The sequence below is a fragment of the Streptomyces sp. NPDC059909 genome (genome assembly GCF_042730885.1).
GTDB lineage: Bacteria > Actinomycetota > Actinomycetes > Streptomycetales > Streptomycetaceae > Streptomyces.
The window spans coordinates 133582-143171 of record NZ_JBHWKX010000013.1; the positions used below are offsets into that span (position 1 = coordinate 133582).

A 9590-nucleotide genomic window follows, 5' to 3' on the forward strand; every position below is an offset into this window, starting at 1 on the left:
TGGGCCCCCCCTCCCGTATCTGGGGGGGGGGGGGACACCCCACACTGGCCTTCGGGCGGGATGGGTCGGGGGCGGCACCGGGGGGGGGGGGGGGGGGGCCGGCCCCCCCGCCCCCGCATCACTGCCCCGCGCCCCCGGGCATCACTGCACCGGTCCCACGATCAGGCCGTCCTCGAAGCGGTCGACGCGGACCTTGTCGCCGTCCTTGACCTCGCCGGAGAGGATCTCCTTGGCGAGGCGGTCGCCGATCGCGGTCTGGACGAGGCGGCGCAGCGGCCGCGCGCCGTACGCCGGGTCCATGCCCTCGTCGGCGAGCCACTGCAGGGCGGCCGGGGTGACCTCCAGGGTCAGCCGGCGCTCGGCGAGGCGCCGGGCGAGGCGGTCGATCTGGAGCTCGGCGATACGGGCGAGCTCGTCCTTCGACAGGGCCGAGAAGACGACCAGATCGTCGAGCCGGTTGAGGAACTCCGGCTTGAAGCTGGCCCGCACGACCTCCAGGACCTGCTGCTTCTTCTCCTCCTCGCTGGTCAGCGGCTCGACGAGGTACTGGCTGCCGAGGTTGGAGGTGAGGATCAGGATGGTGTTCCTGAAGTCCACCGTCCGGCCCTGGCCGTCGGTGAGCCGTCCGTCGTCGAGGACCTGCAGCAGGATGTCGAAGACCTCGGGGTGTGCCTTCTCCACCTCGTCGAGCAGGACCACGCTGTACGGGCGCCGGCGCACCGCCTCGGTGAGCTGGCCGCCCTCCTCGTACCCGACGTAGCCGGGCGGGGCACCGACCAGGCGCGCGACGCTGTGCTTCTCGCTGTACTCCGACATGTCGATGCGGACCATGGCCCGCTCGTCGTCGAAGAGGAAGTCCGCGAGCGCCTTCGCCAGCTCGGTCTTTCCGACACCGGTCGGGCCGAGGAAGAGGAAGGAGCCGGTGGGGCGGTCGGGGTCCGCGATGCCCGCACGGGAGCGGCGCACCGCGTCCGACACGGCCCGTACGGCCTCGCTCTGGCCGATCAGCCGCCTGCCCAGCTCGGACTCCATGCGCAGCAGCTTCTGGGTCTCGCCCTCCAGCAGCCGGCCCGCCGGGATCCCGGTCCAGGAGGCGACCACGTCCGCGATGTCGTCCGGGCCGACCTCCTCCTTGACCATGGTGTCCTTGGCGGCCTCCTGCTCGGCCTCGGAGGCCTCCGCGAGTTCCCGCTCCAGCGCGGGGATCTCCCCGTACAGCAGCTTGGAGGCGGTGTCGAAGTCGCCGTCGCGCTGGGCGCGCTCGGCCTGGCCGCGCAGTTCGTCGAGCTTCTCCTTCAGCTCACCGACGCGGTTGAGGCCCTGCTTCTCCTTCTCCCAGCGGGCTGTGAGGCCGCGCAGCTCCTCCTCCTTGTCGGCGAGGTCGCGGCGCAGCTTCTCCAGGCGCTGCTTGGACGCCTCGTCGGTCTCCTTGGAGAGCGCAAGCTCCTCCATCTTCAGCCGGTCGACGGCGCGCTGGAGCTCGTCGATCTCGACGGGCGAGGAGTCGATCTCCATGCGGAGCCGGGACGCCGACTCGTCGACGAGGTCGATGGCCTTGTCGGGCAGGAAGCGGGACGTGATGTACCGGTCGGACAGCGTCGCGGCCGCGACCAGCGCGCTGTCCGCGATCTGCACCTTGTGGTGCGCCTCGTACCGCCCCTTGAGGCCGCGCAGGATCGCGATGGTGTCCTCGACCGTCGGCTCGGAGACCAGCACCTGCTGGAAGCGCCGCTCCAGCGCCGGGTCCTTCTCGATCCGCTCGCGGTACTCGTCGAGGGTGGTCGCGCCGACCATGCGCAGCTCGCCGCGCGCGAGCATCGGCTTCAGCATGTTGCCCGCGTCCATCGCGGAGTCGCCGCCGGCGCCCGCGCCCACGACGGTGTGCAGCTCGTCGATGAACGTGATGATCTGGCCGTCGCTCTCCTTGATCTCGGAGAGGACGGTCTTCAGCCGCTCCTCGAACTCGCCCCGGTACTTCGCACCGGCAACCATCGCGCCCAGGTCGAGGGCGACCAGCCGCTTGTTCCGCAGCGACTCGGGGACGTCGCCCTTCACGATCCGCTGGGCGAGCCCCTCGACGACGGCGGTCTTGCCGACGCCGGGCTCACCGATCAGCACGGGGTTGTTCTTGGTGCGCCGCGACAGCACCTGCACGACGCGGCGGATCTCCTGGTCGCGGCCGATGACGGGGTCGAGCTTCCCGTCCCTGGCGGCGGCCGTGAAGTCCGTACCGAACTTCTCGAGCGCCTTGTACTGGCCCTCCGGGTCGGGCGTCGTCACCCGGCGCACGCCCCTCGTCCGCTGGAACGCGTCCAGCAGCTTCCGGTCCGTGGCGCCCTGCCCGGACAGCACCTCGCCGGCCCGTCCGCCCTTGGCGGCGATCCCGATGAGCAGGTGCTCGGTGGAGATGTAGTCGTCACCGAGCTCCTTGGCCCGGCTCGCGGCGTCGGCGATGACGGCGAGCAGCTCACGGTTGGCCTGCGGGGGCGCGACGGTGGACCCGGTCACGCTGGGCAGGTCGGCGAGGACCCGCTCGGCCCCGGACCGTACCGCGGCCTGGTCGGCGTCGACGGCGGCCAGCAGGTCGGTGATGTTCTCGTTGTCCTGACCCGCGAGGAGCGCGAGCAGAAGGTGCGCGGGGGTCAGATCGGGGTGCCCGTCGGACACGGCTCGGCTGGAAGCGGCGTTGAGCGCGTCCCGGCTCCTGTTGGTCAGCTCGGCGTCCACGTGCGGTCTCTCCTCCTCGGCTCGTCACAGTCACGTCATTCGAGTGTGACTCGTCCAACGTACACAAAGTTGAGTCTATTCCGCTCAAGGTACGGGGGGAGCAGGCTCCGGCGATAGGTTCGCGGCATGGCCATCGACCCACGGAACCCCGACCCCTCCTACCTCGGCTTCTGGCGCGAGTACCACATGTGCACCCTGACCACCCCGCGCCCGGACGGCACCCCGCACGTCGTCGCGGTGGGGGTCACGTACGACCCCGAGGGTGGCGAGAAGGGCATCGCCCGCGTCATCACCAACAAGCACAGCCGCAAGGTCGCCAACATCCTGGCCGCCGGCCCGGAGCCGGCACCGGTCGCAGTCTGCCAGGTGGACAAGGGGCGCTGGGCGACTCTGGAGGGCCGGGCCACGGTCCGCACGGAACCCGAGGTGGTCGCCGACGCGGTCGCGCGCTACGCGGAGCGGTACGGACGCACCCCGGCGCCAAACCCGGACCGGGTGGTCATCGAGATCGCCCTGACCCGCGCGATGGGCCGGGCGTAGCCGCGGGGCCGGCGCGTCCGAGGAAAGAACGAAGAGCACAGCACAGCGGCGCCATCGTGTTTCAGGTCCACGATGGCGCCGCTGTGTGGGGGAAGCACCTGAGCGATCTGGAACGACGGGGGAACCGCTCAGGCACTGCGGGGGGTGGCGGTGATGGTCTGCGGCTCGACCAGCTGGTGGTCGCGCTGGTCGAGATTGACGAAGATCATGCCGTACCTGATGGCACAGCGAACGGGTTGCGGAGCCCCGCGGGGCCTCCGCAGGCAGCGGTACGCACGGATCTCCTCGTCCTCGCCGCGCGCGACCACGATCGGCTCGCCGAAGAGCGTGACCATCAGCGAGTCGCCACGGCGGGGGATGGCCGTGGCGAGATCGATGAAGTGCCACCCTGATCGGTACGCGGTCGCCATCTCGCGACGGAAGACGCGGTCGTCCGGAGGAACACTCATGCGTCGATGTCCGCCGGCGCGCTCTCCCAGGTGGGTTCACCCGGGGTCGCGGTCACCGACGCGGGCGCAGACTCCCATGTGGGCTCGCCGCTCAACGCAAGAACACCGAGAGCAGCCGCAACGGCTATAGCGCAAAGTGCACGAACCATCCTGGTCATCGCCGATCTCCACCTCTTTTGATCATTACCTCCTCCCCCGCGCCTAAGACGATGGCTCACTCCGAACGCTTCCACCAGCGAGTGCAGGCATCATGTTCCTGTAATTCAGGACCCTGAGGGGGGTGCAAATGCAGGCGAAGAGGGGCGATTCGGGAGACAAGCACAGTCACGACGAGCTGTGCGAGGCGGGGAAGAATCTCTATGCGTCCGCTCTGCGCAATGGCCGCATAGCCCGCGCCGAGGTGGCCGACGCCCCCTGCCTCATTGACCTGGCCATGTTGCGCCCGGATCCCGACGACAGTGAATGGCTCCGTCCGGTTCCGCCGGCCGTTGCTCTGCACCAGCTGATACACCCCATAGAGCGGGAGATCCAAGAGCGCAGACGTCTCACGACATCGCTGACGGACGCGTTTGAGCCATTCATGACGATCAGCGCGCACGACCCGTCGACGACGCATGCGATCACCGTGCTCGAGGGCCTGAGCCTGATCAACGCGACGCTGGACCGCGTCATCGACGAGTGCACCGAGGAGCTGCTGACAGTGCAGCCCGGCAGCGGGCGCAGGCCGGCGACCCTGCAGGACGGGCTGCGGCGCGTGGAGATTCTCGTCGACCGCGGCGTCCGGATGCGCACGCTCTACCAGCACACGGCGCGCCACCACCCCGCCACGATGGCCTACGTCGAGCGGGTCGCCCCGTACGGCGCGGAGGTCCGCACCCTCGAGGAGATCATCGACCGGCTCATCATCGTCGACCGGAAAGTTGCCTTCATCCCGGCGCGCAGCGACCGCCGGGTGGCCCTGGAGCTGCGCCACGAGGGCCTGGTGCAGTATCTCGTCGGCGTCTTCGAGCAGTTCTGGCTCCACGGCGTCCCCTGGGACGACCAGGTCGTTTCGTACACCCCGGAACTGGACGGCATCAGCGGCGTCCAGCGCTCGATCGCCAAACTCCTCGTCGAGGGCCACGTCGACGAGGCCATAGCCCGCCGCCTCGGCATGAACGTGCGCACCTGCCGCACCCACATCGCCAAACTCGCGTCCACTCTCGGCAGTGGTTCGCGAGCGCAACTGGGCTATCTGATCGCACAGTCCGGGATCCTCTCCGCCCCGTCGGAACAGGGCTGACAACGGCCGCGCCGGCGTGCGATCATCGCGCTGCCGGCGCTCCCCCCACGTCCCCCGGGTGCCGCCCCCACGCTCCCCACGACCGAGAGCGACCCACCGATACCCATGCACCAGCGTTTCCGCGCTGCCTGCGCCATGTCCGCCGCCATCGCCGCGGCCACCGCGGGACTTGCCCTGCCGGCCACCGCCCACGCAGCCACCGTCGCTTGTGCGGACGGCGTGTGGAAGGCGACGTACTACCCGAACACCTCCTTCAGCGGCACTCCCAAGCTGACCACCTGCGACACCTCGATCAACGAGGACTACGGCACCGGCGACCCGGCCGGGGTCACCCTGCCCAGCGACAACTTCACCGTCCGCTGGCAGACGACCCGCAACTTCGGCTCCGGCGGACCCTTCAGCCTCACCACCGCCGTCCGCGACGGCATCCGCGTCTACGTGGACGGCGTCCGCAAGGTCGACATCTGGAAGAACGTCTCCACCACGCAGACCCGGACCGTCAACCTCACCATCCCCACCGGCCGCCACACCATCCGCGTCGACTTCGTCGCCTGGACCGGCTACGCGAACGTCAAGTTCACCTACGCCCCCCGCACCACGGCCACCGTCGACACCGTCAGACCCCTCGCCCCCACCGGCGTCACCGCGGCCTACGACCCCGCCACCCTCAAAGCCACCATCCGCTGGGCCAAGAACCCCGAGATGGACCTCGCCGGCTACCACGTCTACCGCCGCCCCGCCGGCACCACCACCTGGACCCGGCAGACCACCACCCCCCTGACCGCCACGTCCCACACCAACACCCCTCCCGCCACCGGCGCCACGTACCAGTACGTCGTACGCGCCATCGACAAAGCCGGCAACGAATCCGGCGGCTCAGCCCTCCAATCCCTCACCACCACCGACAAAACACCACCCCCCACACCCACCGGACTCACCACCGCATCCGAGACGGGCGGGCTGCGGATCGGCTGGAGCGGGGTCACGGGAGCCGTCTCGTACCGCGTCTACCGGGCGGCGAGCGCGGACGGCACCTACACCAGGGTCGGTAGTACGAGTCAGGTCTCGTACCTGGACGCCTCGGCCCCCGAGGGCGTCACCTCCTACTACCGTGTGACAGCTCTCGACGCGGCGGGCAACGAGTCCACGCGATCCGCCGCCGTCAGCGGCAAGCGCACGGACCTCACCCCGCCGTCCGCCGTCACCGGACTGTCCGTCACCCCGACCGAGTACGGTTTCGCGCTGCACTGGGACGCGAACCCGACGCCCGACCTGGGGCGGTACGTCGTGTACGCGGGCGAACTCGTGGGCGACGAGGAGGAGAGGGTCTGCTCCGTGTACGAGGTGGAGTGGCTGTCGGCCGACACCACCTCGTACGCGTACGCCACCCTCCCGGACGGCGAGGAGCGCTGCTTCTTCATCGACGCCGTCGACGACGACTGGAACTCCCACTACAAGTGGACCCGTTCGCCGAACATCGTGACCGCGACCGAGCTCGACACGACGCCGAGCGTGGCGACGCCCGAGGGCTCGCCGCTGGACGTCACTGTGTGGCCCGCGGAGGGCGACGAGGGCAACCAGGTGACATGGCACGGGCTCGCCGAGGACTCTCCCGAGGCCGCGGGCGGCTACCGCGTCTACAGCTGGAACCCGGCCACCGAGGCCTATGAGAAGATCGCCGATCTCGGCAGCAATGTCGTCCCGTACTTCGACACCGGCGCCAGGCGTGGCACCACCTCCTACTACTGGGTGACCGCCGTGGCCGCGGACGGCACCGAGTCCCCGCCGGCGGGCGACTGGGCGGTCACCGCACCGGCGCAGTGACCTGAGAGACGCCGAGGCCGGGAGGTTCACACCTCCCGGCCCCTTCGTATGTCCTGCCGACGTCAGTCCCGCTTCGGCTTAGGCCGCCACACCACCAGCGCACTCGCCTGCTGCACGTCCTGGTACGGCACCAGATCACGCCGGTACGACGCGTGCACCTGCGCCTCGCGCTGCTGCATCGCCGCCGCGGCGCCCTCCACCGCCGCCGCGAGCTCGGCTACGCGGGCCTGGAGCGCCGCGACCTGGTTCTCCAGTTCGATGATGCGCTTGATACCGGCCAGGTTGATGCCCTCGTCCTGCGACAACGCCTGCACCTGGCGGAGCAGTTCGATGTCGCGGGCCGAGTAGCGCCGGCCCCGGCCGGCGGTGCGGCCCGGGGAGACCAGGCCGAGGCGGTCGTACTGCCTCAGGGTCTGCGGGTGCAGGCCCGAGAGCTGGGCCGCGACCGAGATGACGTAGACCGGCGTCTCGTCGGTCAGTTCGTAAGGGTTTCGACGTCGGCCGTCCATGGCGTCATGCTCCCTTCGCAGCCTGGAACAGTTCTGCCCGCGGATCCTCGCCCGCAGTCGCCTTCCCGTACGCCTCCAGGGCCTCGCGCGCCTCGGGGCCGAGGTCCTTCGGCACCGCGACCTCCACGGTGACCAGGAGATCGCCGCGGGTGCCGTCCTTGCGGACGGCGCCCTTGCCACGGGCGCGCATCGTACGGCCGTTGGGCGTGCCTGCGGGCAGCTTCAGCGTGACCGGGGGCCCGCCGAGCGTCGGCACCTTCACCTCGCCGCCGAGCGCCGCCTCCACGAAGGAGACCGGCACCGTGACGGTGAGGTTGTCGCCCTTGCGGCCGAAGACCGGGTGGGGGTCGACATGGACGACGACGTACAGATCACCGGCAGGGCCGCCGCGCTCGCCCGGTGCGCCCTTGCCGCGCAGCCGGATCCGCTGGCCGTCGCTCACGCCCGCGGGGATGCGGACCTGCATCGTCCTGGACGACTTGGCCCGGCCACTGCCGTGGCAGACCTCGCACGGGTTCTCGGCGATGAGCCCACGGCCCTTGCAGTCCACGCACGGGTCGGTCAGCGAGAACGAGCCGCTGCCGCCGCGCGAGACCTGCCCGGTGCCGACACAGGTCGGGCACACGCGCGGCGTGCCGTTCTTGTCGCCGGTGCCCGAGCAGGCCTTGCAGGGCTGCTGGCTGGACATCCGCAGCGGGACCGTGGCCCCGTCCACCGCCTCGGTGAAGCTGAGCGTCACCTCGGACTCGATGTCCTGGCCGCGGCGGGGCTGTGTACGCGCGCCGGCCCCGGCGCCACGGTGGAACAGGCCGCCGAAGACGTCTCCGAGGCCGCCCCCGAAGCCGCCGGCGCCGCCGCCCCCGGTCTGGGTGCCCCCGAAGAGGTCACTCAGGTCGAAGTTGAACGTGCCGCCGGCACCGGGGCCGCCTGCCCGGAAGCCGCCGTTGCCGAAGAGGGCGCGCGCCTCGTCGTACTCCTTGCGCCGCTTGGCGTCGCCGAGCACGTCGTTGGCCTCGGAGATCTCCTTGAAGCGCTCCTCGGCCTTGGCGTCGCCCTTGTTGGCGTCCGGGTGGAACTCGCGGGCGAGCTTCCGGTACGCCTTCTTGATCTCGGCCTCGGTGGCGTCCTTGGGGACGCCGAGGACCTTGTAGTAGTCCTTCTCCACGAAGTCCTTCGTGCTCATCGACGTCCCTCCTCTCGGACGATTCCGTTTCCGTCACCGATCACGTCAGCCCTCGTCCGGGCCACCGCTCTCCTCGCCTGCCGACTGCTCCTCCTTCGGAGCCGCGGGCGCCGCGCCCGGCTGGGGCTCGGCCACCGCGACCCGCGCGGGGCGGATGGTCCGCTCGCCGATCCGGTAGCCCGGCTGCAGGATCGCGACGCAGGTCGTCTCCGTGACGTCCGGTGCGTACGAGTGCATCAGGGCCTCGTGGACCGTCGGGTCGAAGGGCTCGCCCTCCTTGCCGAACTGCTGCAGCCCCATCTTGGCGGCGACCGTCTCCAGCGATTCGGCCACCGACTTGAAGCCGCCCACCAGTTCACCGTGCTCGCGGGCACGGCCGATGTCGTCGAGGACGGGCAGGAGCTCGGTCAGGAGCTGCGCGACGGCGATCTCCTTGACCGTGATCCGGTCCCGCTCCACCCGGCGACGGTAGTTCTGGTACTCGGCCTGGAGCCGCTGGAGGTCCATCGTGCGCTCGTTGAGCGCGGTCCGGAGCTGGTCCAGCTGTGCCGTCAGACCGGCCGTGTGCGCCGCCTGAGGCGCCGTCTGTGCTTCGTCCCCGGCCGGGGCCGCCCCCTCCTCCCCTGAGGGGGAGGCGGCCTGCGCCGCTTCGTCGGGAGTGGCGCCGGAGGGGACGTCGGGCTTCTCCTCGAAGCCCTGGGTCTCCTCCGTCATCAGGCAGCGCCACCCTTCTGGTCCTTCTCGTCGTCGACGATCTCGGCGTCGACGACATCGTCCTCGGCCTTCGCGTGGGAGGCACCGGCGTCACCGGCACCGCCCGCGGCCTGCTGGGCCTGCGCGTCGGCGTACATGGCCTGGCCGAGCTTCTGGGAGACGGCGGCGACCTTCTCGGTCGCGGTGCGGATCTCCGCGGTGTCCTCGCCCTTGAGCTTGTCCTTCAGCTCGGCAACGGCACCCTCGACCTCGGTCCTGATCTCGCCCGGGACCTTGTCCTCGTTGTCCTTGAGGAACTTCTCGGTCTGGTAGACGAGCTGCTCGGCCTGGTTGCGGGTCTCGGCGGCCTCGCGGCGGCGGTG

Annotated in this window: 9 protein-coding genes; 3 read left to right on the forward strand and 6 right to left on the reverse strand. The window is 70.4% G+C overall.

Going from position 1 to position 9590, the window contains the following annotated elements:
- Positions 1-141: 141 nt before the first annotated feature.
- Positions 142-2727, reverse strand: a complete 2586-nt coding sequence (gene clpB, locus ACFV9O_RS12435; RefSeq protein WP_385415984.1) for an ATP-dependent chaperone ClpB — start codon at positions 2725-2727, stop codon at positions 142-144.
- A 126-nt stretch (positions 2728-2853) separates the two neighbouring features.
- Here clpB and ACFV9O_RS12440 point away from each other — a divergent pair, with 126 nt between their 5' ends.
- Positions 2854-3267, forward strand: a complete 414-nt coding sequence (locus ACFV9O_RS12440; RefSeq protein ID WP_385415986.1) for a pyridoxamine 5'-phosphate oxidase family protein — start codon at positions 2854-2856, stop codon at positions 3265-3267.
- 128 nt (positions 3268-3395) lie between these two features.
- On the opposite strand, the gene ACFV9O_RS12445 is transcribed toward ACFV9O_RS12440, so the two are convergent.
- Entirely contained in the window at positions 3396-3716 is a 321-nt protein-coding gene (locus tag ACFV9O_RS12445) for a (2Fe-2S)-binding protein (protein ID WP_385415989.1), read from the reverse strand.
- A 286-nt stretch (positions 3717-4002) separates the two neighbouring features.
- Here ACFV9O_RS12445 and ACFV9O_RS12450 point away from each other — a divergent pair, with 286 nt between their 5' ends.
- Together ACFV9O_RS12450 and ACFV9O_RS12455 are read left to right on the forward strand one after the other, a co-directional pair.
- Positions 4003-4998 carry a helix-turn-helix transcriptional regulator gene (locus ACFV9O_RS12450; protein WP_385415991.1) on the forward strand — a complete coding sequence of 332 codons (996 nt, stop codon included), beginning with the start codon at positions 4003-4005 and terminating at the stop codon, positions 4996-4998.
- A 105-nt stretch (positions 4999-5103) separates the two neighbouring features.
- Complete coding sequence (locus tag ACFV9O_RS12455; protein ID WP_385415994.1) at positions 5104-6822, forward strand: fibronectin type III domain-containing protein; 1719 nt, start codon at positions 5104-5106, stop codon at positions 6820-6822.
- Positions 6823-6884: 62 nt separating this feature from the next.
- Here ACFV9O_RS12455 and ACFV9O_RS12460 read toward each other — a convergent pair whose 3' ends face one another.
- The 4 genes from ACFV9O_RS12460 to ACFV9O_RS12475 all read right to left on the reverse strand — a co-directional run.
- The gene (locus ACFV9O_RS12460; RefSeq protein ID WP_385415996.1) at positions 6885-7331 is read right to left on the reverse strand and encodes a heat shock protein transcriptional repressor HspR; all 447 of its coding nucleotides are present in this window, start codon (positions 7329-7331) and stop codon (positions 6885-6887) included.
- A 4-nt stretch (positions 7332-7335) separates the two neighbouring features.
- Entirely contained in the window at positions 7336-8514 is a 1179-nt protein-coding gene (gene dnaJ, locus ACFV9O_RS12465) for a molecular chaperone DnaJ (RefSeq protein WP_385415998.1), read from the reverse strand.
- Between the two features lie 45 nt (positions 8515-8559).
- Positions 8560-9228, reverse strand: coding sequence for a nucleotide exchange factor GrpE (gene grpE / locus ACFV9O_RS12470; protein ID WP_385416001.1), 669 nt, complete (start codon positions 9226-9228; stop codon positions 8560-8562).
- On the reverse strand, positions 9228-9590 hold a 363-nt coding region (locus ACFV9O_RS12475; RefSeq protein ID WP_385416003.1), incomplete at its 5' end, for an Hsp70 family protein. The genes ACFV9O_RS12475 and grpE, both read right to left, overlap by 1 nt.